The sequence below is a fragment of the Salinisphaera sp. S4-8 genome (assembly GCF_040361235.1).
Classification (GTDB): Bacteria; Pseudomonadota; Gammaproteobacteria; order Nevskiales; family Salinisphaeraceae; genus Salinisphaera.
The window spans coordinates 1-24,574 of record NZ_APNF01000017.1; the positions used below are offsets into that span (position 1 = coordinate 1).

At 62.9% G+C, this 24,574-nt stretch carries 21 protein-coding genes; 17 read left to right on the forward strand and 4 right to left on the reverse strand.

All coding sequences use genetic code 11. The features are described from left to right. The 8 genes from S4A8_RS17740 to S4A8_RS17775 form a co-directional block, all read left to right on the forward strand. Positions 1–209: hypothetical protein (locus tag S4A8_RS17740; RefSeq protein WP_353221163.1), on the forward strand; the 209-nt coding region annotated here is incomplete at its 5' end. A gap of 155 nt (positions 210–364) precedes the next feature. Further along, positions 365–1,366, forward strand: a complete 1,002-nt coding sequence (trpS, locus tag S4A8_RS17745) for a tryptophan--tRNA ligase (RefSeq protein ID WP_353180726.1) — start codon at positions 365–367, stop codon at positions 1,364–1,366. A gap of 201 nt (positions 1,367–1,567) precedes the next feature. Beyond that, positions 1,568–2,386 carry a segregation and condensation protein A gene (locus S4A8_RS17750; protein WP_353180725.1) on the forward strand — a complete coding sequence of 273 codons (819 nt, stop codon included), beginning with the start codon at positions 1,568–1,570 and terminating at the stop codon, positions 2,384–2,386. A gap of 22 nt (positions 2,387–2,408) precedes the next feature. Continuing rightward, positions 2,409–3,218 (forward strand): SMC-Scp complex subunit ScpB, encoded by an 810-nt coding sequence (gene scpB / locus S4A8_RS17755; RefSeq protein ID WP_353221164.1) that lies wholly within the window; start codon positions 2,409–2,411, stop codon positions 3,216–3,218. A gap of 122 nt (positions 3,219–3,340) precedes the next feature. After that, positions 3,341–4,117, forward strand: a complete 777-nt coding sequence (locus S4A8_RS17760) for a ferredoxin--NADP reductase (protein ID WP_353221165.1) — start codon at positions 3,341–3,343, stop codon at positions 4,115–4,117. Between the two features lie 1,157 nt (positions 4,118–5,274). Then, positions 5,275–6,018 (forward strand): pseudouridine synthase, encoded by a 744-nt coding sequence (locus S4A8_RS17765; RefSeq protein WP_353180720.1) that lies wholly within the window; start codon positions 5,275–5,277, stop codon positions 6,016–6,018. Next, positions 6,019–6,723 carry an endonuclease III domain-containing protein gene (locus tag S4A8_RS17770; protein WP_353221166.1) on the forward strand — a complete coding sequence of 235 codons (705 nt, stop codon included), beginning with the start codon at positions 6,019–6,021 and terminating at the stop codon, positions 6,721–6,723. It abuts the gene before it with no gap. 318 nt (positions 6,724–7,041) lie between these two features. Then, a complete protein-coding gene (locus S4A8_RS17775; RefSeq protein WP_353221167.1) occupies positions 7,042–8,058 on the forward strand; it encodes an IS110 family RNA-guided transposase in 1,017 nt (338 codons plus the stop codon). A 663-nt stretch (positions 8,059–8,721) separates the two neighbouring features. On the opposite strand, the gene S4A8_RS17780 is transcribed toward S4A8_RS17775, so the two are convergent. The 4 genes from S4A8_RS17780 to S4A8_RS17795 are packed head-to-tail and all read right to left on the reverse strand — an operon-like array spanning position 8,722 to position 12,230. Further along, entirely contained in the window at positions 8,722–9,474 is a 753-nt protein-coding gene (locus S4A8_RS17780; RefSeq protein WP_353221168.1) for an SDR family NAD(P)-dependent oxidoreductase, read from the reverse strand. Positions 9,475–9,493: 19 nt separating this feature from the next. Next, on the reverse strand, positions 9,494–10,195 hold the full coding sequence (locus S4A8_RS17785; RefSeq protein WP_353221169.1) for an HAD family hydrolase: 702 nt from the start codon (positions 10,193–10,195) through the stop codon (positions 9,494–9,496). Beyond that, a complete protein-coding gene (gene ubiG / locus S4A8_RS17790; protein ID WP_353221170.1) occupies positions 10,192–10,902 on the reverse strand; it encodes a bifunctional 2-polyprenyl-6-hydroxyphenol methylase/3-demethylubiquinol 3-O-methyltransferase UbiG in 711 nt (236 codons plus the stop codon). The genes S4A8_RS17785 and ubiG overlap by 4 nt, the downstream gene beginning before the upstream one ends. After that, entirely contained in the window at positions 10,899–12,230 is a 1,332-nt protein-coding gene (locus tag S4A8_RS17795; RefSeq protein WP_353180715.1) for a TRZ/ATZ family hydrolase, read from the reverse strand. The genes ubiG and S4A8_RS17795 overlap by 4 nt, the downstream gene beginning before the upstream one ends. A gap of 216 nt (positions 12,231–12,446) precedes the next feature. On the opposite strand from S4A8_RS17795, the gene gyrA reads away from it, so the two are divergent. The 9 genes from gyrA (at position 12,447) to rpsA (ending at position 24,546) form a co-directional block, all read left to right on the forward strand. Then, a complete protein-coding gene (gene gyrA / locus S4A8_RS17800; RefSeq protein WP_353180714.1) occupies positions 12,447–15,095 on the forward strand; it encodes a DNA gyrase subunit A in 2,649 nt (882 codons plus the stop codon). Between the two features lie 38 nt (positions 15,096–15,133). Next, on the forward strand, positions 15,134–16,219 hold the full coding sequence (serC, locus tag S4A8_RS17805; RefSeq protein ID WP_353180713.1) for a 3-phosphoserine/phosphohydroxythreonine transaminase: 1,086 nt from the start codon (positions 15,134–15,136) through the stop codon (positions 16,217–16,219). A 140-nt stretch (positions 16,220–16,359) separates the two neighbouring features. Beyond that, positions 16,360–17,553: a phosphoglycerate dehydrogenase gene (locus S4A8_RS17810; protein ID WP_353180712.1), complete on the forward strand. Its 1,194-nt coding sequence runs from the start codon at positions 16,360–16,362 to the stop codon at positions 17,551–17,553. A 3-nt stretch (positions 17,554–17,556) separates the two neighbouring features. Next, entirely contained in the window at positions 17,557–18,669 is a 1,113-nt protein-coding gene (gene pheA, locus S4A8_RS17815) for a prephenate dehydratase (RefSeq protein WP_353221171.1), read from the forward strand. Between the two features lie 39 nt (positions 18,670–18,708). Further along, positions 18,709–19,845 (forward strand): histidinol-phosphate transaminase, encoded by a 1,137-nt coding sequence (hisC, locus tag S4A8_RS17820; protein WP_353221172.1) that lies wholly within the window; start codon positions 18,709–18,711, stop codon positions 19,843–19,845. Beyond that, on the forward strand, positions 19,842–20,732 hold the full coding sequence (locus S4A8_RS17825) for a prephenate dehydrogenase (RefSeq protein ID WP_353221173.1): 891 nt from the start codon (positions 19,842–19,844) through the stop codon (positions 20,730–20,732). Before hisC ends, S4A8_RS17825 begins: the two co-directional genes overlap by 4 nt. A gap of 2 nt (positions 20,733–20,734) precedes the next feature. Further along, a complete protein-coding gene (aroA, locus tag S4A8_RS17830; protein ID WP_353221174.1) occupies positions 20,735–22,057 on the forward strand; it encodes a 3-phosphoshikimate 1-carboxyvinyltransferase in 1,323 nt (440 codons plus the stop codon). Beyond that, the gene (gene cmk, locus S4A8_RS17835; RefSeq protein WP_353221175.1) at positions 22,054–22,749 is read left to right on the forward strand and encodes a (d)CMP kinase; all 696 of its coding nucleotides are present in this window, start codon (positions 22,054–22,056) and stop codon (positions 22,747–22,749) included. Before aroA ends, cmk begins: the two co-directional genes overlap by 4 nt. Positions 22,750–22,860: 111 nt before the next feature. Then, on the forward strand, positions 22,861–24,546 hold the full coding sequence (gene rpsA, locus S4A8_RS17840; protein ID WP_353180706.1) for a 30S ribosomal protein S1: 1,686 nt from the start codon (positions 22,861–22,863) through the stop codon (positions 24,544–24,546). Positions 24,547–24,574: the final 28 nt, after the last annotated feature.

Below are 24,574 nucleotides of genomic sequence, written 5' to 3' on the forward strand. Positions count from 1 at the left end.
TAAAACACCCTATGACCCGGCCCTGGCTGCTCAAAATGCTTGATCGTCCAGACGGTATCTACGCGGCTGTCTTTTCGCCTTATTCGCGTGTATTCGTGGACTGTTTTTTTAAAGCCCTGGCGATGAGATCGGTCTGGCTGCGGCACGCGAAATTCGTCTTGCACATCCATTTCGCGGGCTGCGTTCTTTGTTGGATTACGCTGCGCTAATTCAACCTACGCGGCTGTAACGGCGCGACATGGGCCCGCTTGGCGGCCTGTCTTATTCGGCTCCGGCGACGCCCGGCAAGGCGCGCAAATGTATACTCGCGCCTTTGATTCGTTAGTGCCAATGCAACGCCAAGGGGCCGCGTGTGAGTTCCGAGATCGCCAAACCCATCGTTTTGTCCGGTATCCAGCCATCCGGCGAGCTCACGCTCGGTAACTATATCGGCGCGCTCAAGCACTGGGTGGCCATGCAGGACACCCACGACTGCCTGTTCGCGCTGGTGGACATGCATGCGATCACCGTACGCCAGGACCCGGCCGCGCTGCGCGAGCGCTGTCACGAGTTTCTGTGTCTGTATCTGGCTGCGGGCATCGACCCGGAGCGCGCGACCATGTTCGTGCAGTCGCACGTCCCGGCGCATGCGCAGCTGGCCTGGCTTTTGAACTGTCATACGTCGATGGGCGAGCTCAATCGCATGACCCAGTTCAAGGACAAGTCGGCCAAGAACGTCGACAACATCAACGCTGGCCTGTTCGACTACCCGGTGCTGATGGCCGCGGATATTCTGCTGTATCAGACCGATGCCGTGCCGGTGGGCAACGATCAGAAACAGCATCTGGAACTTGCCCGTAATCTGGCCGAGCGCTTCAATGCGCGCACCGGTGAAGACCTGTTTACCGTGCCCGAGCCGATCATCCCGGAAGTGGGCGCACGCATCATGAGTCTGGGCGATCCGACCGCGAAGATGTCGAAGTCTGACGATGTCGAGGCCAATGTCATCAAGCTACTCGACGAGCCCAAGCGCGTGGTCAAGAAGATCAAGCGCGCGGTGACCGATTCCGACGGCGAAATCCGTTTCGACGAGGCAGAAAAGCCGGGCGTGTCGAATCTGTTGTCGATTTATTCCGCGGTCACGGATGAAACCATCGCCGAGCTGGAAAACCGCTATGCGGGCCAAGGCTATGGCGCGCTCAAGGGCGATCTGGCCGATGCGGTGGTGGCGTTCCTGGAGCCGCTCCAGCAACGCTATGCCGAATACCGCGAAGACACCGCCGGCCTAGATGCGCTGCTGGCCCGGGGCGCGGCCGCAGCCCGCCAGCGCGCTGAGCCAACCCTGGAGCGCGCGTTCGCGTTGACCGGGTTCTTACCGTCGGCTTGATCTTGGGGGTGAAGTTCGGAAAGGCGGTCCGCAAATGAACGCGAATTAACGCAAATTAAGACAACGGTGAGCCGTGGGACGCGGCATGCGCTGTCGCTCGGTGAACCGCCTGCTTCAAGCCGTTGTTTTATTTGCGAACGTTTGTATTCGACAAACTGCGCCCGATAACCACTGAGCGAGCGATCATTGAGCGAACAGGCCATCGACGACCAATACACCCGGTCCGCCCCAGGCGAGCCGAGCGTGGCCGTGCGCGTCGCGGGCGAGCCGCTCGAACAGCTGCCGGAGGATCTGTATATCCCGCCGGATGCGCTGCGGGTGTTTCTGGAGACGTTCGAAGGTCCGCTCGATCTGTTGCTGTATCTGATCCGCAAGCAGAATCTGGATATCCTGGATATTCCGGTGCATACCATTGCGCATCAGTACATGACCTATATCGAGGTCATGCAGGAGATGGCGATCGAGCTGGCCGGCGAATACCTGCTCATGGCCGCCATGCTCGCCGAGATCAAGTCGCGCATGTTGCTGCCCAAGCCCACCGAGGAAGAAGAGGAGGGCGAGGACCCACGCGCGGAACTGGTGCGCCGGCTGCAGGAATACGAGCAGTTCAAACAGGCCGCCGAACAGCTGGACGAATGGCCGCGTGCGGGTCGCGATATCGCCGTGGTTCAGCATGGCCCGGAACGCCTGCATATCGAACGCCCGCAGCCGGAAACCGATCTGGCCGCGCTGCTGCATGCACTACACGACGTACTCACCCGCGCCGAACTGTTTACCGAGCACAAGATCGAGCGCGAGCCGCTGTCGGTACGCGAACACATGAGCCGTATTCTCGAACGCCTGGGCAACGGTCAGCCCTGTGCCTTCGTGGCCCTGGTGGAAAGCAGCGAAGGGCGCCTCGGCGTGGTCGTATCGTTTCTGGCGATTCTCGAACTGGCCCGCGAAGCGCTGATCGCCATCGACCAGGCCGAGCCCTACGCCCCGGTCGCGCTGCGCCTGGCCGGCCCGCGCCCCGAATGAATCTCGACAAAGAGCCGAGCCCGTGAACAACGATCCTTCCACCCAGCCCGATCCGCAGACCGATACGGTCGAGCGTGAGACCGAGCGCACCGACCCGAACGAGCCGGTACTGGCCGAATCCGTGCTGCGCTGTATCGAAGCGCTGCTCATGGCTGCGGATGCACCGCTGTCGGTTGACCAGATCGTACGGCTGCTGGAAACCACGCATGCGTTGGAGCGCGCCGACGTGCGCACCGGTATCGAGGCATTGCAGGCACGCTATGCCGACAGCGCCATGGATCTGGTCGAGGTCGCCAGCGGTTGGCGCTTTCAGGTGGGCGCCGATTATTCGTCGCTGGTGGCGCGGCTGTGGGAAGAACGGCCGCCGAAGCTATCTCGCGCCATGCTCGAAACGCTGGCGCTGATCTGCTATCGCCAGCCGATCGCGCGGTCCGACATCGAAGCCGTTCGCGGTGTGTCGGTGTCGTCGAACATCGTGAAAACGCTGCAGGAATTCGGCTGGATCAAGGTCGTGGGCTATCGCGATATGCCGGGGCGGCCTGCCTTGTTCGGCACCACGCCCCAGTTCCTGGATGATTTCGGCGTGACCCGACTGTCCGATCTGCCCAGCCTGCCCGAAATCCAGGATCTGGATGCCCTCGATGCCGCGCTCGCGCGTCTGCAGTCCGACAACGACGCCGATTTGGCCGACGATGCGCACGCGGACCAAGCGACACAGAGCCTGGCGCAAAACGACGACCAGCCGCCCGCCGAGGCAGACGAAACCTCGGATGGCGACGACGGTGCGGATGATGCAGGTCAACAGGCCGGCGACGCACGTCCGCCAGACTAGGGCAATAACGGCGTCGGCGCCTTGGAATCACAGCGCGCGCGCCCATTGTCGTCTCAGCAGTTTTCACGCCGTCGTGCCTGGCGCGACGATCCGTTTCAAGCTTTACAAGACCTCTCAACGCCATGGCCGCATTGAACTCCGAGCGTGTACTGAGCGTGCACCACTGGAACGATTCGCTGTTCAGCTTCACTACCACGCGCGATCGCGCACTGCGTTTTGAAAACGGTCAGTTCGTGATGATCGGCCTACAGCAGGAGAAAAAACCGCTGCTGCGCGCCTACAGCATCGTCTCGCCCAACTACGAAGACCATCTCGAGTTCTTCAGCATCAAGGTGCCCAACGGCCCGCTCACCTCGCAGTTGCAGCACCTGAAAGTGGGCGACGAGCTACTGGTCAGCCGCAAACCCACGGGCACACTGCTGATTAGCGATCTGCATCCGGGCCGCAATCTGTATCTGCTGTCCACGGGCACCGGGCTTGCGCCGTTTCTGTCGATCGTGCGCGATCCGGCCACCTACGAGCGCTTCGAGCGCGTGATCGTGCTGCACGGCGTGCGTTACGAAAACGATCTCGCCTACCACGAGCTGCTCTCGCAGACCCTGCCCAACGACGAACTGTTGGGCGAGATGGTCAGCGCGCAGATGCGCTACTACCCGGTCGTCAGCCGCGAGCCCTATCCGCACCACGGCCGGGTGACCGATCTGCTCGACCAGGGCCAGGTCTGCGAAGACCTCGACCTCGAGCCGCTGGACCCGAAACACGACCGTGCCATGATCTGCGGCAGCCCGGCCATGCTCGCCGACTCCGCCGCGCTGCTCGACGCCCGCGGCTTCGAAGTCTCACCGCATATCGGCGCCCCGGGCGACTACGTCATCGAACGCGCCTTCGTCGATAAATAGCTTCTTGATTATCTGGGTAACCCAGCTGGCTGTTCTCAAGCAAGCAGGTTGTCCGCGAATGAACGCGAAGAAAAGCAAATAAGGCAAAGACAGATCACTCGAAGTTCGGGTGATCGGATGTCCCCGCCGCTCGCCCAGCTTTGTACATAATCAAGTTAGTGCTTTAGAACAACTGGCCTTCGGCGAGACGTGAAAACGGCGCGAAGCGGTATTCATACCCGCTCAATCCAGCCGTAACCCCCCCAAATAATCTGTGCAATCGGCGTAATCTGCGGATAACCAAAACCGGCAGCTCGTCGACCTGGGCATTTCGGTTCGCAAAAATTATTAACCGCAGATCAACGCAGATTCACGCAGATCAATGACCGGCGAGCGTGGCGATCGTTGTCGACGAAACGCTGAGATACCACCGCAAAAGCGCACGTTCAAACACTTGCAGTCTCGCGCCCAAGGTTCGCCGCATTATCCTGCCCGGCCTTCGATCTGCGTTGCATCTGCGTCGATCTGCGGACAGCTCTTCGACTAGACGTGAAATCAGCGCGAAGCCGTATTCGTACCCGCTCGATCAGCCTTGCCCCCCGAGTAATCTGTGCAATCGGCGTAATCTGCGGATAACCAAAACCATCGGCCCGTTGATCTGCGCGGTTCGCAAGAACTATTAACCGCAGATCAACGCAGATTTACGCAGATCGTGATGGGCAAGGGTGGCGATCATTTTCGACGAAACGCCGAGATAACGCCGCAAAAGGCGCACGTTCAAACACCGGCATTCTCGCGCCCAAGGTTCCCCGCATTATTCTTCCCGGCCTTCGATCTGCGTTGCATCTGCGTCGATCTGCGGACAAGTCTTCGACTAGACGGGAAAACGGCGCGAAGTCGTATTCGTACCCGCTCAATCCAGCCGTGACCGCCCCACCAGAAAGATAATCTGTGCAATCTGCGTAATCTGCGGATAGCCTTCTTCGCCTTCGCCTTCGCCTTCGCCTTCGCCTTCGCCTTCGCCTTCGCCTTCGCCTTCGCCTTCGCCTTCGCCTTCGCCTTCGCCTTCGCCTTCGCCTTCGCCTTCGCCTTCGCCTTCGCCTTCGCCGAAGTCGGCCCCAACTTGAATCGCCCGGTTAAACTAGTGCATTCGCTCACCGGCGCCCACAGGAAGCCCCATGCCCGAACGTCTACAGAAGCTGCTTGCCAGTGCCGGCTATGGCTCGCGCCGTCAGCTCGAACAGGTTATCGAGGCCGGGCGTATACGTATCAATAACAAGGTGGCCACGCTTGGCGACAAGGCCGACGCGCGCGACGAGATCCGCATGGACGGCAAGCGCCTGAATCTGGACGAGCGCCTGAATACGCGTACGCGTGTGCTGGCTTACAAGAAGCACGTCGATCAGGTCGTCACCCGCAAGGACCCGGAAGGCCGGCCGACCATCTTCAAGAGCCTGCCCAAGATCAAGGCCGGGCGCTGGTTGGCCATCGGGCGCCTGGACGTGAACACCTCGGGTCTGCTGCTGGTGACCACCGACGGCGAACTCAAGCGCCGGCTCGAACACCCCAGCTACGAGATCGTGCGTAGTTACGCGGTACGGGTACGGGGCGAGGTGGACGACGCCATGATCGAGCGTTTGCTCGAAGGCGTGGAACTTGACGACGGCGTCGCCCGTTTCGATTCGATTCGTGTCGCCGACGATGCGCACAAGGCCAACCGCTGGTTCGAAGTGACCGTACGCCAGGGCCGTAATCGCGTGGTGCGCCGGCTGTGGGCCTCGCAGGGCGTGACGGTCTCCCGGCTCATGCGCATTGGCTTCGGTCCGGTCGCGCTGCCCAGTGGCGTCAAGGCCGGCGGTTGGCGCGAACTCGACCGCAAGGAAGTGCGCGAACTGGCAGCACTCGTCGACTTGCAACGCTAGGTGGCGAACGACGAGCCGAGTGCATCGACGCTACGCGAGTTCCACGATCGTCTGCGCGCAGCCTACGGGCCACAGCACTGGTGGCCGGTTCAGGACGCGGATAATCCGCGCTTCGAAATTCTCGTGGGCGCGGTGCTCACCCAGCATACGGCCTGGACCAATGTGGAAATGGCGATCGCCACGTTGCTTGAGGCCGGCCCCTTGCAAGCGCAGGCGCTGCTCGCCCACGAAGACCTACCGCAGCTGATTCGCCGCGCGGGACCGCACAACATCAAGGCCAAACGCCTGCGCGCACTGTGCACATGGTTCGTCGAGCAGGGCGGTTTCGACACGCTGCAAAAACGGGACAGCGCCACGCTGCGCCGTGAACTGCTGGCCCTGCACGGGATCGGCCATGAGACGGCAGACGTGATCCTGCTCTACGCCTTCCAACGCCCGGCATTCGTCGCGGATGCCTATGCCTTTCGCATCATGGAGCGTTACGGCTGGACGAGCGGTACACGCAATTACGAACGGCTGCGCCGGCGTATCGAACAGGCGGGTCCGGCGGGCGACGCCGCTTTCTACGACGAACTGCATGCGCTGATCGTCGCGCATGCCAAACAGCGCTGCCACAAGCGCAAGCCGGACTGCGAGCACTGTGTGCTTCACGATCGTTGTGATCACGGGCGGGCCACCATTGCTGGAGCCGAGCGCGCCGTATAGCCGTGTAGGTTGGCTTAGGCCGCAGGCCGTAAGCCAACAAGGGCGAGCACGGTTGCCGCTTTCGGAGCGTGCGAGCCTGAGCGGTCTTGTCGGCTGCGTTCTGTGTGGGATTACGCTTTGCTACTCCAACCTACGGCGCTTTGTTTTCGCGCCCTGAGGCTCTTCTCTTGTCGTCCGCAAATCTACGCGAATAGGCGCAAATGATGCAGTTTTGTAGGTCGGGTAGCCGTGTAGGTGGATGAGATGGATCCGCTCCTCCTAATCGGCGTCAATGCGCCAGACTGATGATTCAGACAACAGTCGAAAAGGAGCGGATCCATGCAACAGATTACGGAACTGGGTATCGACATCGCAAAGAACGTCTTCGAGCTGTGCGGTCTCAACGCCGCCCATGAGGTCGTCTACCGCAAGCGCGTGCGCCGGCGTCAGTTTCTGGCCACGGTGCTTAATCTCGACGCCAAGCGCATCTATATCGAAGCCTGCGGCAGCAGCCACCACTGGGCGCGCCAGCTGCAGCGCGAGAACCGGTCGGTGACGTTGCTGGCGCCGCATCAGGTCAAGCCGTTCAACACCGGCAACAAGAACGATGCCAACGACGCATTGGCCATCGCCGTGGCCGGCACCCAGGCCAAGATTCGCCCGGTGGCGATCAAAAGCTTCGAGCAACAGGATATTCAAGCGCTGCATCGGGTGCGCGAGCAGGTCAAGAAACAGCGCACCGAAGTCATCAACCAGGCCCGCGGCCTGCTGGCCGAGTATGGCCAGGTGCTGCCCGTGGGCGTCTCCGGTTTCCGCCGCGGCGTGCCGGAACTGCTGGAAGAGGCCGACAACGGCCTGACCGATCGCCTGCGCGCGCTGGTGGCCGATCTGTACGATCATTTTCATGCGCTCGAAGCGCGCATGCAGCAATACGATCGGGACATCAAGGCGCTGGCGAATCAGATCGACTTCTGTCGCCGGGCGATGTCGGTCGGCGGTATCGGAGCCCAGACTGCGACCGCCTTTTACGCTACGGTCGGCGATGCGGCGTTGTTTGACAACGGCCGGCAGGTCTCGGCGTGGGTGGGACTGGTGCCCAAACAGCATTCCAGCGGCGATCGCCAATGGCTGGGCTCGATTACCAAACGCGGCTCGCGCTATCTGCGCACGCTGCTGGTTCACGGCGCCCGTGCGCTGTTGACCCGGGTTGCGCATTTGCCGGGGCGACGTGGCGACTGGGTACGTCAACGCGTGGCGCGCAACGGGCGCAACAAGGCGGCCGTGGCGCTGGCGAACAAGAACGCCCGCATTCTCTGGGCGCGGATGGACAGCGGCGACCGCTATCGCGCGGCCTAAGCCATGCGGGTGCAGACGAACATCAAAGCCACACCCAGCAATAGCCAAGGGCTGTGTATGCACTGACAACCGATCACGCGGGGCCCTGAATCGGTCACCGCCACGTGTCGGCAATCGCGCCTGATGAACAACAGGGCAAACCGACGCCCTTGAAACGCCGACTAAGCCACAGGCCTGCGAGGCCGATAGATCGATTTTGCGCTCGGGCGTACGCATACTCATCAAGGCCCGGCACCCAAGGATGTGCCAACACCGAGGCCGAATATACGGACGCCGCCTGCTCTGTTGATGATCGAGGTTGCTTACCGGAGCGGATCCATATATGGCTTAGGCCGATAGGCCGTAAGCCAACACGGCCGATGCCACGGGTGCCGGGCCAAACCCCGCGAGTCGAAAACTCAGTTGCAAAGCATTCGATGACGGTGCGACCACTGCAAGCGGGCAACGTATGGCGGCCAGCGACGTCTTGAATTGCGCCGGCCGTATCAACACCTATCAGCTTCGTTCTTTGTTGGATTACGCTTCGCTAATCCAACCTGCGGCACTGACGGGGTGTGAATACAGGCAGGCGCGTTTTCGATCGCTCAAGGTCGCGTTTATGCGCGGACCCGCCTGCTTTTGTCTTCGGGTTCGCAAGCGCGCTCCACAAGCGCGAAGCCGATCCTAGGTTGCGATTGGCTGCCCGTCGGCACCGACGATCTGGCCGGTGGTGCCGCGTGCGTTTGCCGAGAGCAGGTGGACATAGGTATCGGCGGCGGCTTCGGGCGCTTGCGCGTTGGGGTCGTCGCTTGGAAAGGCCTTGGCGCGGAGCGGGGTCTTGCGCGGGCCGGGGTCGATGCCGTTGAAGCGCAGGCGTCCGCTTTGTTCGTGTTCGACGGCGAACATCTGCACGAGCGCGGCCAGCGCCGCCTTGCTGACGCCGTAGGCGCCCCAGAAGGCTTTGGGCGTGGCCGCCGCCTCGTCGAGCGTAAAGATCACCGAGGCATCGTCCACGGATTGCAGCAGCGGCAGGCAGATCTGGGTGAGGGTGAAGGCAGCGGTCAGGTTGATATGCATGATCCGCTGCCAGCCGTCGATCGGGTGCGTGGCCAGTGGCATGAGGCCGTCGAAACGGGCGGCCAGATGCACGATTCCGTCGAGACGGCCGCAGTCGGCGGCGATGCCGTCGACCAGGCGCTGGTAGTCGTCTTCGCCGGCGCGGGTCACGTCGAGCGGAAACAGCGCCGGTTCCGGGCTGCCGTCAGCAACGATGGTGTCGAAAACGGGGGTGAGCGTGCGTTCACGTCGGCCCAGCAGCACACACTCGGCACCGGCGGCGGCGACTGCGCGCGCCACCACGGCCCCCAGGCCGCCCCCGGCGCCGGTTATCAGAATCACGCGGTCGGCGAGCGGTTTCGAGTCGGAAGATACAGTCATTGGGTTGGGTCGTTGGCTCTCAAGTCGGATGGGCGCCGGCCACGGCCTGGGCGTCGAGTTGTTCGAGTGCGGCACGCAGGCCCGCCACGGTGTCGACCACGACATCGGCCTGCCAGCCGTGGATGTCGTCGCCGGGCGGAATATAGCCGTAGGCCACGCCAATCGTGGCCATGCCGGCGACGCGCCCGGCTTCGATATCGCGATCGGAATCGCCGATATAGACACAGCGCGTGGCATCCACGCCAATACGTTCGCAGGCCAGATACATTGGCGCCGGGTCGGGCTTGGCCACGCCCGCGGAATCACCGCCGATCACACACCCCGGCGGCGGGTCGAAATCCATATGCGTCATTAACGGCAGCGCGAGCGCTTCGAGTTTGTTGGTCACCACGCCCCAGGCCAGGCCGCTGTCGGCGAGCTGGCGTACGAATTCGCGCATGCCGTCGAAGGGCTGGGTGTCACGGGTCATGCGCGCGCGATAGGTCTCGATGAAACGGTCGTAGTTGGCACGATAGTCGGCATCCTCGGGGGTGAGATCGAGGCCCTTGCCGAGCATGCCGCGCCCGCCAAAGGAGCACATGCGTGCCAATTCGGATAGTGGCATGGCATCGAGCCCAAGCTCGGCGCGCATATCGTTGATCGCGCCGGCCAGGTCCGGGGCGGTATCGAGCAGGGTGCCGTCGAGATCGAACAGCACCGCATCGAAGGCCTGTAACTTCATGCCGGGCTCGCCGCGGGTTTGCGCGCGTGCAGGAAGTAATTCACGTCCGGGCTTTGCGCCAGGCTGGCCCGCCGGGTGAGCGGGTTGTAGTGCATGCCGGCGATCTCCGCGACTTCCAGATGGGCACGTCGGCACCAGGCACCCAGCTCCGACGGACGAATCAGCTTATTGTATTCGTGGGTGCCGCGCGGCAGCAGGCCGAGCACGTATTCGGCGCCGCCGATCGCCAGCAGCCAGGCCTTGGCGCTGCGGTTGATCGTGGAAAAGAACAGATGGCCGCCGGGGGCAGCGAGCATGGCGCAGTCGTCGACCACATAGGCCGGCGTATCGACATGTTCGAGCATTTCGTAGCACACCACGATGTCGAAGGCGCCCGGCGCTTCGCGCATGAGATCACCGCTGGAGATGCAGCGATAGTCGATATCCAGCTCGCTTTGTTCGGCGTGTGCCTTGGCTGCTTCGATGAGTTCGGGGGCCAGATCGAGCCCGGTCACCTGGGCGCCGCGCCGGGCCAGTGCTTCCGAAAGAATACCCGCGCCACAGCCGACATCGAGCACGCGCTTGCCGGCCAGCGGCGCACGCCGGTCGATGAAATCGGTGCGCAGCGGGTTGATATCGTGCAGCGGACGCATTTCGCCCGTCGTGTCCCACCAGTGGTCGGCGAGACGCCCGAATTTGGCCAGTTCGGCATTCTGGTCGCTTGTCATGAGGGCTTCCTTGCATGGCTGGACAGCCGTTGCTGCCATTCGGCGGCACGTACTGCGATATCGGCTTCGTCGAGCGTGGTCAGTTGGCGGTCGGCGAGCAGCCGTTGTCCGGCCACCCAGGTGTCGCTGACCTGTTCGCGGGACACGTTATAAACCAGAGCGGCGATCGGGTCGAAGACAGGCCGGGTTTCGAGCGCGTTGAGATCGATGGCGCACAGATCGGCCATCTTGCCCGGCTCGATGGAGCCGGTGGTGTCGGCGATGCCCAGGGCTTCGGCGCCGCCCATCGTGGCCATGCGCAGCACCGTGTCGGCACTGACTGCGGCGGCGTCATCGGCGGCGATCTTGCCGATGAAGGCCGCGGTGCGCATTTCGCCGATCATGTCCAGATCGTTGTTCGAGGCGGCGCCGTCGGTGCCGAGTGCCACATTGATGCCGGCATCGAGAAGCTTCTGCACCGGGCACAGCCCGCTGGCCAGCTTGAGATTGGACTCGGGCGAATGCAGCACATGCACGCCGTTACGCGCGCACAGCGCGATCTCTTCGTCGGTGAGCTGAGTCATGTGCACGGCCAGAAAGTTCGGCGTGAGCAGACCCAGATCGTCGAGACGCGCGAGCGGACGCTGGCCATTCTTTTCCTGCGCGTCGTTCACTTCGAACGCGGTTTCGTGAACATGCATATGCACCCGCAGATCCATTTCGTCGGCATAGGTACGGATCTTTTTGAGCGGCGCGTCGGACACGGTATAGGGCGCGTGCGGGGCAAACACGGTGGAAATGCGTTCATGGCCGCGCCAGGCGTCGCGCAGGGCCAGACCTTTTTGTAGATATTCGTCTGCGTTGGCCGCCCACACGGTGGGGAAGTCGATCACGATCATGCCGACGCTCGCGCGCATGCCCGCAGCTTCCACACGTTCCGCGACCACGTCGGGGAAGAAGTACATGTCGTTGAAGCAGGTCGTGCCGCCTCTGAGCATTTCCGCCATCGCCAGATCGGTGCCGTCGGCGACGAACTCGGGCGACATGAACTCGCCCTCGGTTGGCCAGATGTATTCGGTCAGCCACGGCATGAGCGGCATGTCGTCGGCGATGCCGCGCATGAGATTCATTGCCGCGTGGGTATGGGTGTTGATCAGCCCCGGGATGAGCAGGTGCGTGTCGCGCTCGATGACCTCGCGGGCATCAAAGCGCGTGCGCGCCTCGTCGCTGGGCAACACGGCTTCGATCAGGCCGTGGCGAATGGCCACGGCATGGTTTTCGAGCAGCCGGGCATTGCCGCTTAGCGGGGCCACCCAGCGGGCATGAATAAGGGTATCGATCTGGCGCATGGAAACAGGCGTTCAGTGGGGAGCGCGAACGCCCGACACTCTAGCGCAGTCAAGCGGTTTTGGCACACGCGCTGTGCTAACATGACCGGCTTTACGCGACGGCGCTGAACCGCGTCGGACGACCGGCGAACGCCGCCGGATTCGTGCCGACTCCCAGCCCGTGGAACCGCACCGACCGCGGCCTGTGTTGCAGGCTGCTTGAACGAAAACAACTCTATGGCCGACGTCGCAAAAGAGATTCTTTCGATCAACCTCGAAGACGAGATGCGCCAGTCGTATCTCGACTATGCCATGAGCGTGATCGTCGGGCGTGCGCTGCCCGATGTGCGCGACGGCCTCAAGCCCGTGCATCGGCGTGTGCTTTATGCCATGCGCGAGCTCGGCAACGACTGGAACAAGCCGTACAAGAAGTCGGCCCGCGTGGTCGGCGACGTCATCGGTAAATACCACCCGCATGGCGATTCGGCGGTCTACGACACGATCGTGCGTATGGCGCAGGATTTCTCCATGCGCTATGTGCTGGTCGATGGCCAGGGCAACTTCGGCTCCATTGACGGCGACGCGCCGGCGGCAATGCGCTATACCGAAGTGCGAATGGCGCGCCTCGCCCATGAAATTCTGGCCGATATCGAAAAGGATACGGTCGATTTCATTCCGAACTACGACGAATCCGAGTCCGAGCCGGCGGTTCTGCCCACGCGCCTGCCCAATCTGCTGGTCAACGGCGGCACCGGTATCGCGGTCGGCATGGCCACCAATATCCCGCCGCACAACCTCACCGAGGTGGTGAATGCGGTGCTGGCGGTCATGGACGACCCGCAGATCAGCATCGCCGGTCTGATGGAACACGTGCCGGGCCCGGATTTCCCCACCGCGGCCATGATCAACGGCGCCGACGGTATTCGCGAAGCCTATGAAACCGGGCGCGGGCGTATCTACATGCGGGCCCGTGCGCACTTCGAGGATGTCGACGAGCGCGGCAAGCAGTCCATCGTGGTCACCGAGCTGCCTTACCAGGTCAACAAGGCACGGCTGCTCGAAAAGATCGCCGAGCTGGTCAAGGACAAGCGCATCGAAGGCATTACCGAGTTGCGCGACGAGTCCGATAAGGACGGCATGCGCATGGTCGTCGAGCTGCGCCGCGGCGAAACCCCCGAGGTCGTGCTCAACAACCTGTATCGCCATTCGCAGATGCAGACCGTGTTCGGCATCAACATGGTGGCGCTGGACGACGGCCAGCCGCGCACGCTGAACCTCAAGCAGCTGCTGGAAGCCTTCATCCGCCATCGGCGCGAAGTCGTCACCCGGCGTACCCAGTACGAGCTGGCCAAGGCCCGTGCCCGTGCCCATGTGCTGGAAGGTCTGACCATCGCGCTGGCCAACATCGACGAGGTGATCGCGCTGATCAAGGCCTCCAGTGGCCCGGCCGAGGCGCGCGAAGCGCTGATCAATCGCGAATGGCCGCCGGGGCAGGTCGTGGACATGCTCGATCGCGCCGGTGCGGCCTCCTCGCGCCCGGCCGACCTGTCCAAGGCTTATGGCTTGCAGGACAACGGCAGCTACCGGCTGACCGAAACCCAGGCCCAGGCGATTCTCGATTTGCGTCTGCACCGGCTCACCGGCCTGGAGCAGAGCAAGATCATCGAGGAGTTCGAACAGCTGCTCGACAAGATCGCCGATTACATCGAGATTCTGTCCAATATGGACCGGCTGTTCGAGGTCATCCGCGAAGAGCTGGAAGCGATCCGTCGCGACTACGGCGACGAGCGCAAGACCGAAATCCTCGACAGCCATCTGGATCTGACCACGGCCGATCTGATCACCCCGGAAGATGTGGTGGTCACGCTCACCCACGAAGGCTATGTGAAGTCCCAGCCGCTGGATGCCTATCGCGCCCAGCGCCGAGGCGGGCGCGGCAAGTCGGCCACCCAGACCAAGGATGCCGACTTCATCGACAAGCTGTGGGTCGCGCACACCCACGACACGCTGCTGTGCTTTTCCTCGGCCGGCAAGGCGTACTGGCTCAAGGTCTATGAGCTGCCCAGCGCCGGGCGCGGCGCGCGCGGCAAGCCGATCGTCAACCTGCTGCCGCTGGAAAACGACGAGCGCATCTCCCAGGTGCTGCCGATCAAGGACTTCAACACCAGCGAGAACGTGTTCTTTGCCACCCGCAATGGCACGGTCAAGAAGACCGCGCTGGAGCAGTTCTCGCGCCCGCGCTCCAACGGCATCATCGCCATCGATTTGCGCGACGACGATGCCCTGGTGGGCGTGGATCTGACCGGCGGCGACGATCAGCTGATGCTGTTCTCCTCGGGCGGCAAGGTGATTCGTTTTGCCGAACAGGACGTGCGCGAAATGGGCCGCAACGCAGCGGGCGTACGCGGTATCCGTCTGCCCGAGGACGAAGCGGATGCGGCCGTAATCGCGCTCATCGTGGTGCGTGAAGGCGATATTCTCACGGTCACCGCGCAGGGCTATGGCAAGCGCACGCCGGTGGATGATTATCCGCTGCGTGGGCGTGGCGGCCAGGGCGTGCTCGCGCTCAAGCAGTCGGACAAGAGCGGTGCGGTCGTGGGCGCGACCCAGGTGCTCGAAGACGATGAAATCATGCTGATATCCAATATGGGTACGCTGATTCGCACGGCCGTGGCCGAAATCTCGGTGCTCGGGCGCAACACTCAGGGTGTGCGCATTATTCGGGTGGCCGACGATCAGCACCTGGTGGGCGTCGACCGTATCGTCACCGAGGATGACGAAGACGACGACAGCGACGACGACGCCAGTGACGTCGCGGCGTCCGGGCCTGGCGGCGATGACGCGCCGGCCGACGACGACAACAGTTCGGAACCTGGTGCGGACTAACGTTCGCGCCCCGTCGATTTCCAAAGGAGATTTGTTCTATGGCACGCGTCTATAACTTCAGTGCAGGGCCGGCCACGCTGCCGGTGGAAGTGCTCGAAAAAGCCCAGGCCGATCTGCTGGATTGGCAGGGCACCGGCATGTCCGTCATGGAAATGAGCCATCGTGGCGATGCGTTCGTCTCCATTGCCGAAAAAGCCACCCAGGATCTGCGCAAGTTGCTGAATGTGCCCGAAGGCTACAGCGTACTGTTCATGCAGGGCGGGGCCGCGGGCCAGTTCGCCGGCGTGCCGCTCAACCTCATGGGCCGTTCGCAGAAAGCCGATTACGTCGTCACTGGCAGCTGGAGCAAAAAGGCGGTCAAGGAAGCCGGTAAATACGGCGATGCCCAGGTCGCGGCTGATTCCTCGGTCGACGGCGCGTTCACGGATGTACCGCCGCGCGCGGACTGGCAGCTGCGCGACGATGCGGCCTATGTTCACTACACGCCCAACGAAACCATCGAGGGCATCGAGTTCCCGGATGTGCCCGATACCGGGGATGTGCCGCTGGTCGGCGACTGGTCGTCGGCGTTTTTGTCCAAGCCGATCGACGTATCCAAATACGGCGTGATCTATGCCGGCGCGCAGAAGAACGCCGGCCCGGCCGGGGTCACGATGGTGATCGTGCGCGACGACCTCATGGGTAATCCGTTGCCCGGCGTGCCCATGGTATTCGACTACAAGAAGCAGGCCGATGCCGACTCCATGCTCAACACGCCGCCGTGTTTCGCCTGGTACATGGCCGGGCTGACCTTCGAATGGATTCTGAACAACGGCGGCCTCGAAGGCATGGCCGAGCGCAATCAGCGCAAGGCCGACAAGCTGTACGGATTTATCGATAGTTCCGATTTCTACAGCAACCCGGTCGCACCGCATGCGCGGTCGAACATGAACGTGCCGTTTCTGCTGGCCAACGAGGAACTCAACAAGACGTTCCTCGCGCAGGCCGAGGAAGCCGGATTGTCCACGCTCAAGGGCCATCGGTCGGTCGGCGGCATGCGGGCGTCGATCTACAACGCCATGCCGGAAGCGGGCGTCGATGCGCTGATCGACTTCATGCGCGGCTTCGAAAAAGCCAACGGATAAGACATATCGATCCGCAGATTGCGCGGATCGCGCAGATTTGAAGGCCGGCCGTAACCATTGTTTATCGCGCTTCTTCAACCTGCGTGGTCTGTGAAATCTGCGGATAAGTTTTCAAAAGAATTCGCGGATAAAGGTTAGTTATGACGTTCAAGATTCAGACGCTGAACAATATTTCGGCCAAGGGGCTCGATCGCCTGCCGCGCGATCTGTACGAAATCGCCTCGGAAATGTCCAAGCCGGACGCCATCATCCTGCGTTCGCACAACATGCACGACATGGCCATCGCCGATTCCGTGCGTGCCATCGGCCGCGCCGGCGCGGGCGTGAACAACATTCCCGTCGCCGAAATGAGCAAGCGCGGCGTGCCGGTGTTCAATGCCCCCGGCGCGAATGCCAACGCCGTGAAGGAACTGGTGCTCGCCGGTATGCTGCTGGCCTCGCGCAATCTCATGAGCGCCTGGCGCTATGTCGAGGAACTCACCTCGACTGGCGAAGAGCTCAAGAAGGAAGTCGAAGCCGGCAAGAAACGCTTCAAGGGCGTGGAACTGCCCGGGCGCACCCTCGGCGTGGCCGGGCTCGGCGCCATCGGCGTGAACGTGGCCAACGCCGCACAGGCGCTGGGCATGAGCGTGCAGGGTTTCGACCCGGGTATTACCGTTAACAACGCCTGGCGTCTGGCCGCCAATGTCTCGCAGGCACTGTCCATCGACGAGCTGCTCTCGCGTTCCGACTATGTGTCGCTGCACGTGCCGCTGGTCGACGACACCCGCGGGCTGGTCGATGCCAAGCGGCTCAAGCTCATGCGCAAGGGCGCGGTGCTGCTCAACTTCTCGCGTGCCGAAATCGTGGATGAAGACGCCGTGCTCGCCGCGCTGGAAAACGGCCGTCTGAGCTACTACGTTTGCGACTTCCCCTCCGAGAAGCTGCGCGGGCACGATCGCGTGATCACGCTGCCGCACCTGGGGGCGTCGACCGACGAAGCCGAAGACAACAGCGCGATGATGATCGCCGACCAGCTGCGCGACTATCTGGAAATCGGCAACATCCGTAACTCGGTGAACTTCCCCGAGGCGATCATGCCGCCGACCGCCAGCGCGCATCGCCTGGCCGTGGTCAACCACAACGTGCCCAACATGGTCGGCCAGATTTCGTCGACGCTGGCCCGTCATGGCCACAACATCGCCGATCTGCTCAACAAGTCGAAAGGCGAGGTCGCCTATACGCTGGTGGATGTCGATGCGCCCGTGGCCGACGAGGCCATCGACGAACTGCGCGGTATCGAAGGCGTGCTGTGCGTGCGTTATCTGGGTGCCGTGGGTAGCGACGCGGCGTAAGCAATGAGTGCGTCGCAAGACAAGTCCGACGATCAGGCGCTGGCCGGCGCGCGCGAGCGTATCGACGCGCTGGATGCCCAGATCCAGGCGCTGATTGCCGAGCGTGCCGGCGTGGCGCTGGAAGTCGCACGGATCAAGACCGAACGACAGCGTACGGACTTCTATCGCCCCGAGCGCGAGGCCGATGTGCTGCGCCGGGTCGCCGAGCGCAATGACGGCCCGCTCGACGATGCCACCATCATGCGTTTGATGCGCGAGGTAATGTCGGCCTGCCTGGCGTTGGAATCGCCGATGAAGGTGGCCTATCTCGGCCCCGAAGGGACCTATACGCAGGCCGCGGTCTACAAGCACTTCGGCCATTCGGTACGGGCGATGCCGCTGCCGGCCATCGACGAGATCTTTCGCGAGGTCGAGGCCGGCAATGCCGATTTCGGCGTGGTACCGGTGGAGAATTCCACCGAAGGCGTGGTCAGTCATACGCTCGACCAGCTGGTGGGCAGTTCGTTGCAGATCTGTGGCGAGGTCGCCCTGGCGGTACATCATCATCTGCTGTCGCGCGCCGCGGATCTGACCGGTGTGAAACGGGTGGTCGCCCATGCCCAGTCGCTGGCGCAGTGTCGCAAGTGGCTCGATCGCCAGCTGCCCGGCGTGGTACGCGAAGCCGTGTCGAGCAACGGCGAAGCTGCGCGCCGCGTGGCCGGGGAAAATCAGGCGGCTGCAATCGCGGGGCGGGCGGCGTCGGAGTTCTACGAACTGCCGATGCTGGCCTCGAATATCGAGGACGAGCCGAACAACACCACCCGGTTTCTCGTGCTCGGCAAGCAGAAAGTGCCCGCCACGGGTAACGATATGACCTCGATTCTCGTGGCCATTCGCAACGAGCCCGGCATGCTCCATCGGCTGCTCACGCCGGGCGCGCAGGCCGGGGTTGATCTCACCCGTATCGAGTCACGCCCATCGCGGCGCCAGGCCTGGGACTATAATTTCTTCATCGATCTGGAAGGCCATATCGATGAACCGCGGGTGCGACAGGTCCTTGACGCCATCGAATCACAGGCCGCGATGCTCAAGGTCCTGGGCGCCTATCCGCGCGCCGTGGATACCGCCTCGAGCTGAGAAGTCACGTTCGATTCAGCCGTTAACTAGTTGAATGATATGACCAAGAGTCTAGACGAACAGGCGCATGCCGGTATTCATGGCCTGCATGCCTATGTGCCTGGCAAGCCGATCGACGATCTCAAGCGCGAATTGGGCCTGAGTTCGATCATCAAGCTTGCCTCGAACGAAAATCCGTTCGGGGTCGCCCCCGCGGTCAAGCAGGCCTTTGCCGACTTCGTGGAACACGGGGCGGCGGATCTGCATCGCTATCCGGATGGCGGCGGCTATGCGCTCAAGCAGAAAATTGCCGCGATCCACGATATCGACCCGGCACGGGTGACGCTCGGCAACGGCTCGAATGACGTGCTCGAACTCACCGCCCGGGTATTTCTGGGGCCGGGCAAGAACGCCGTTTTCTCGCAGTACGCGTTTGCGGTCTATCCCATCGTCGCCCAGGCAGTAAATGCCGAAGTGCGCGAGGTGCCCGCGCTCGGGCCCGACGCCGATATGCCCTACGGCCATGACCTCGACGCCTTTATCGAGCATATCGACGACAACACCGGGGTGGTGTTCATCGCCAGCCCGAACAACCCGACCGGCACCTGGCTGGCCCCGCAGGCCATCGAGGCGTTTCTCGAAGCGGTACCGCCTGGGGTGATCGTGCTGCTCGACGAGGCCTATCTCGAATACCAGGCCGATAGCGAACGCCCGGATAGCCGTGCGCTTGTAGATCGTTTTGATAATCTGATTGTTACGCGTACTTTCTCGAAAATTTATGGCATGGCGGGTTTGCGGGTCGGCTATTCGCTGAGCTCGGCGAAAGTGGCCGACTGGATCAATCGTATCCGTCAGCCGTTCAATGTGAATACGGTCGCACTGTATTGTGCCGAGGCCGCACTGGCCGACGAGGAATTCGTGCGCTATTCGATCCAGACCAACGCGGTCCAACGGGCCTCGCTGGCACGTGAACTCGAAGCGCGTGGGCACCACTGCCTGCCGTCACAGGCCAATTTTCTCACCTTCGACTGCGGGCGCGCGTCCACGCCGGTCTATGAAGCGATGCTGCACGAGGGCGTGATCGTACGTCCGCTACAAAGTTACGCTCTGCCTGAGCATTTGCGCGTAACCGTCGGAAGCGAAGAGGAAAATCGTGTATTTCTCGCCGCGCTGGATGCGGTGATGGAAGGCGAATGAGCACAGCCGGAGCCAGCCTGCATTCGGAGCGTGTCTGTGTCATCGGTCTGGGGCTGATCGGCGGCTCGGTGGTTCATGCATTACGCGCGAACGGTTTTAGCGGCGAGATCGCGGGCGTCGTAGCCGACCTCGAACAGGCGCGCCAGGCACGCGAACTCGGGCTGGTCGACGCGCCGACCACGGATATCGCCGCGGCGGTCGCGAATGCCACGCTGGTGGTGGTCGCGGTGCCAATCGGCGCGATGGCCGATGTGTTCGCCCAAATCGCACCCGCACTGGCCGACGATGCGGTGGTCACCGATACCGGCAGCACCAAACTGAGCGTCATCCGCGAAGCCGAGGTCTGCCTGGGCGAGCGTATGGGCCGCTTCGTGCCCGGCCATCCGATTTCCGGCACCGAGCGCAGCGGGCTTGACGCGGGCTTTGCGACATTGTTCGCGGGCCGGCGCGTGATTCTCACGCCCACGCCGGCCACCGACAGCGATGCGCTGGCGCGGGTGGCGGCCCTATGGCATGCGGTGGGTGCGCGGGTCAGCGAAATGGACGGCGCCCACCACGACGAAGTACTCGCTGCGACCAGCCATCTGCCCCATCTGCTGGCGTATACGCTGGTGGATACGCTCGCGCGCATGGCCGAACGCACGGAGATTTTCGAATACGCGGCCGGCGGTTTCGCCGATTTCACCCGTATCGCTTCGAGCAGCCCGTCGCTTTGGGCCGATATCGTCACGGCCAACCACGATGCCATTCTGCCGGTGCTGGATCGCTATATCGGCGATCTGGACGCGGTGCGCAGCGCGATTGCCGGAGGCGAGCGGGACCGGCTCGCAGCCATTTTCACCCGCGCCAAGACGGCGCGCGACGGTTTTGCCACGGGACAAACCTGACTATGCGGCGTTTTTATCTACAGCCGGGCGGGGCGCTCAACGGCGAGATCAGCGTCCCCGGCGACAAGTCGGTTTCGCATCGCGCGGTGATGTTGTCGGCGATCGCGCACGGGCGCTCGCGTATCACCGGTTTTCTCGAAAGCGCGGATTGTCTGGCGACCCTGCATGCCTTCGAGGCCATGGGTGTGAGCTTTACGCGTGACGGCGCGGCGCTGGTGGTCGATGGCGTCGGCCGCGATGGCTTGCAAGCCCCGGCCACCGCGCTGGATCTTGGCAACTCGGGTACCTCCATGCGCCTGATGTCCGGACTGATGGCGGGCCAGCGTTTCGATAGCCGCTTGGTGGGCGATGCCAGTCTGTCGCGCCGGCCCATGGCACGCGTGATCGAGCCGCTCACGCGCATGGGCGCGCATATCGAGGGCCAGGAGGGCGGGCGCGCGCCGCTGTCGATACATGGTAGTCAGCGCCTGCAAGGCATCGATTACACGCCGCCCGTGGCCAGCGCCCAGATCAAGTCCTGTGTGCTGCTGGCCGGACTCTATGCGCAAGGCATCACGCGTGTGACCGAACCCGGCATCAGCCGCGATCATACCGAACGCATGCTCTCGGCCTTTGGCGTGCGCATCGAACACGAGGCGCGCACGTTGTCGATCACCGGCGGGCAAACGCTCGAAGCCGCAGATGTCGCCGTGCCGGCCGATCTGTCGTCGGCGGCCTTTTTCATCGTCGGCGCCACGATTGCCCAGTCCAGCGAGATCGTCTTGCCGGGCGTGGGCATCAACCCGACCCGGCGCGGGGTAATCGACATTCTTGTCCGCATGGGCGCGGATATCCGCCTGTACGACGAGCGTATCCAGGCGGGCGAGCCGGTCGCCGATATCGTGGTGCGCAGCGCGGCCCTCACGGGCGTGGATATCGGCGGTGCAGAGGTCGAGCTCGCCATCGACGAATTCCCCGCGATCTTCGTTGCCGCTGCCTGCGCCGAGGGCACGACCCGTCTGACCGGCGCGGCCGAGCTGCGGGTCAAGGAATCCGACCGTATCGCGGTGATGGCCGATGGCCTGCGCCAGTTGGGCGTCGAGGTCGAGGTGGCCGACGACGGGCTGACGATTGTGGGCCGCGGCGCGGCGACAGCCTTCGGTGGTGCGCGCATCGCATGCCACGATGACCACCGGATCGCGATGGCCTTTGCCATGGCCGCGCTGCGCGCCCATGCGCCCATCGAAATCGACGACTGCGATTTCGTCGATACGTCGTTTCCCGGCTTCGTGGATCTCGCCGCCGTCGCCGGGCTGCAGATCCAGGCCAGCGAGGTGTCGGTATGAGCGCTGCGCCGGTCATGACGCTGGACGGGCCGGGCGGAGCCGGCAAGGGCACGCTCGCCTCCGCACTGGCGCGCGAGCTCGGCTGGTGGCTGCTCGATAGCGGCGCGCTCTACCGGCTCGTGGGCCTGGTCGCGTTGCGCGATGGCCTGGATGCCGCGTTGCCGACCGACTGCGCGACCGCCGTGGCGGCCTCGCGCGGGCTGGATATCGTGTTCGAACCCGATCGCGGCGCGGGCCAGCGGGTGCGCCTGGCCGGCGAGGATGTCACCGACATCATCCGCAGCGACGCCGTGTCCGATGCCGCCTCCAAATGGGCGGTACAGCCGGCAATACGCGAGGCGCTACTGGCGCGCCAGCGGGATTTCGCCAGCGCGCCCGGGCTGATCGCGGACGGGCGCGATATGGGCACGGTGATCTTTCCCGATGCCGATCTGAAACTCTATATCACCGCGTCAGCCGAAGAGCGCGCCAGGCGGCGGTTTGCGCAGTTGTCGGACCAGCATGTTGATGCTAATCTTGACCGGATATATCGAGAGATATTGGAGCGGGACGCGCGTGATGCTTCACGTGAAGTCGCGCCCCTGAAGCCGGCGGTCGATGCCCACGTCATCGATACCACCGGCGAAAGCGTGACGACGTCACTCGACAAAGTACGCCGCCTCGTACGCGAAAAAGGCTGGATTCACGCATAAGCCGGCTTTTTCAAACGGGACCGTTCGCGGCGCAAGGCCGTTGATCGGAGTGTTTTATCAACCACGGAATGGCGCTCGCTTTTTTCAAGCGCCGTAGGATCTTTTCCCCTCATGTCTGAAAGTTTCGCCGAACTATTCGAGCAAAGTCTGCAGGGTCGTACCATGCAGCCCGGTTCCCTCATCAACGCCGAGGTGCTGGAAGTCAAGAACGATGTCGTCATCGTCGACGCGGGCCTCAAGTCCGAAGGCGTTATCCCGGTCGATGAATTCTACGACGAAAACGGCGAACTGACGGTCGCCGAAGGCGACAAGGTCGAAGTCGCACTGGAAGCCGTCGAAGACGGTTTCGGCGCCACGCGCCTGTCGAAGGAAAAGGCCCAGCGTATCCGCACCTGGGACTTCCTCACCGACGCCTACGAAAACAGCGAATCCGTGGTCGGTCATATCAGCGGCAAGGTCAAGGGCGGTTACACCGTCGACGTTGGCAACATCCGCGCGTTCCTGCCCGGTTCGCTGGTCGATGTGCGCCCGGTGCGCGACACGACCTATCTCGAAGGCAAGCCGCTCGAGTTCCGTGTCATCAAGCTCGACCGCCTGCGTAACAACGTGGTGGTTTCGCGTCGCGACGTGCTCAAGGAAGAGTACAGCGAAGAGCGCAAGCAGCTGCTCGACACGCTTCAGGAAGGCATCGTGCTCAAGGGTATCGTCAAGAACCTGGTGGACTACGGCGCGTTCGTGGACCTGGGCGGCATCGACGGCCTGCTGCATATCACCGACATGTCGTGGAAGCGCATCAAGGACCCGACCGACGTCGTCAACGTGGGTGAAGAGATCGAGGTCAAGGTGCTCAAGTTCGATCGTGAGCGCACCCGCGTTTCGCTCGGTCTGAAGCAGCTCGGCGACGATCCGTGGGTCGATATCGCCCGCCGCTACCCGGAAAACACCCGTCTGTTCGGCAACGTCACCAACATCACCGACTACGGTGCCTTCGTGGAAATCGAAGAAGGCGTGGAAGGTCTGGTGCACGTCTCGGAAATGGACTGGACCAACAAGAACGTCAACCCCGGCCAGATCGTGGACGTCGGTGACGAGGTCGAGGTCATGGTGCTCGAGATCGACGAAGAGCGTCGTCGTATCTCGCTGGGCATGAAGCAGTGCAAGTCCAACCCGTGGGAAGACTTCGCCGCCAACCACCAGCGCAACGACACCGTGCGCGGCCAGATCAAGTCGATCACCGATTTCGGTATCTTCGTGGGTCTGCCGGGCAATATCGACGGCCTGGTGCACTTGTCGGATCTGTCCTGGAACGAAGCCGGCGAAGAAGTGGTGCGCGAATACTCGAAGGGCGACGAGGTCGAAGCCGTGGTGCTGTCGATCGACGCCGACCGCGAGCGCATCTCGCTGGGTATCAAGCAGCTGGCGCAGGATCCGATCGGCTCTTTCGTTGCGGATAACCCGAAGGGCAGCGTCGTGTCCGGCACCATCGCCAGCGTCGATGCGCGCGGCGCGACCGTGGATCTGGGCAACGACGTGGTCGGCTATATCCGGGCCTCGGATATTTCCCGCGATCGCGTGGAAGATGCGCGTACCGCGCTGTCGGAAGGCCAGGAAGTCGAAGCCCGCTTCGTGGGCGTGGATCGGCGCAACCGCACCATCAGCCTGTCGATTCGTGCCAAGGACGAAAAGGACGAGCAGCAGGCGATGCGCGATTACGCGGATACCGACGCTTCCACTGGCACCACCAGCCTTGGCGAACTGCTCAAGGAGCAGATCGACGCCAGCGACCGCAACAACTAAAACCATAGCGGTTGAAAAAATAAGGGTG